We start from the raw sequence: 1089 nt of genomic DNA, 5'->3' as shown, positions 1-1089 counted from the left end.
TTTGGGTATTTAAGCGGCATATAACCCATGGGCATAATCGGGCGATCCAACACTGCCGAGAAGGAACCGCTCGTGAAACGACTCTTCGCCGCCTCCCTGCTGGCCGCCGGAATGGCCCTGGGCAGCGCCGCCCAGGCCGGGCAGCCACTGCTCAACGTCTCCTACGACGTGATGCGCGACTTCTACAAGGAATACAACCCCGCGTTCCAGAAGCACTGGGAAGCGGAGAAAGGCGAGAAGATCACCATCCAGATGTCCCACGGCGGTTCCAGCAAGCAGGCGCGCTCGGTGATCGACGGCCTGCCGGCCGACGTCATCACCATGAACCAGGCCACCGACATCGACGCCCTCGCCGACAACGGCGGCCTGGTGCCGAAGGACTGGGCCACCCGCCTGCCGAACAACAGCGCGCCCTTCACCTCGGCCACCGTGTTCATCGTGCGCAAGGGCAACCCCAAGGGCCTGCACGACTGGCCGGACCTGCTCAAGGACGGCGTGCAGGTGGTGGTGCCGAACCCGAAGACCTCGGGCAACGGCCGCTACACCTACCTCTCGGCCTGGGGCTACTCGCTCAAGCACGGCGGCGACGAGGCCAAGGCGAAGGAATTCGTCGGCCAGCTGTTCAAGCATGTGCCGGTGCTCGACACCGGCGGCCGCGCGGCGACCACCACCTTCATGCAGAACCAGATCGGCGACGTGCTGGTGACCTTCGAGAACGAGGCCGAGATGATCGCCCGCGAATTCGGTCGCGGCGGTTTCGAGGTGGTCTACCCCAGCGTGTCCGCCGAAGCCGAGCCGCCGGTGGCGGTGGTCGACAAGGTGGTCGAGAAGAAAGGCACCCGCGAGCAGGCCGAGGCCTACCTGAAGTACCTGTGGTCCGACGAGGGCCAGACCATCGCCGCCGACAACTACCTGCGCCCGCGCAACCCGGCGATCCTCGCCAAGTACGCCGACCGCTTCCCGAAAGTGGACTTCTTCTCGGTGGAGAAGACCTTCGGCGACTGGCGCAGCGTGCAGAAGACCCACTTCGCCGATGGCGGGGTGTTCGACCAGATCTACAGCGGCAACTGATGCCGCCAACTGCAGCAA

The 1089-nt window shown here is 65.2% G+C and carries 1 protein-coding gene; it reads left to right on the top strand.

From position 1 onward, the window contains the following. Positions 1-72: 72 nt before the first annotated feature. A complete protein-coding gene (locus P3W75_RS31270; RefSeq protein WP_276231208.1) occupies positions 73-1071 on the top strand; it encodes a sulfate ABC transporter substrate-binding protein in 999 nt (332 codons plus the stop codon). The last annotated feature ends 18 nt before the right edge of the window (positions 1072-1089 follow it).

Source organism: Pseudomonas citronellolis (assembly GCF_029335315.1).
Taxonomy (GTDB): domain Bacteria; phylum Pseudomonadota; class Gammaproteobacteria; order Pseudomonadales; family Pseudomonadaceae; genus Pseudomonas; species Pseudomonas citronellolis_A.
Note: the sequence above shows the minus strand (reverse complement) of the source record. Positions and strands in the feature narration are given on the sequence as shown.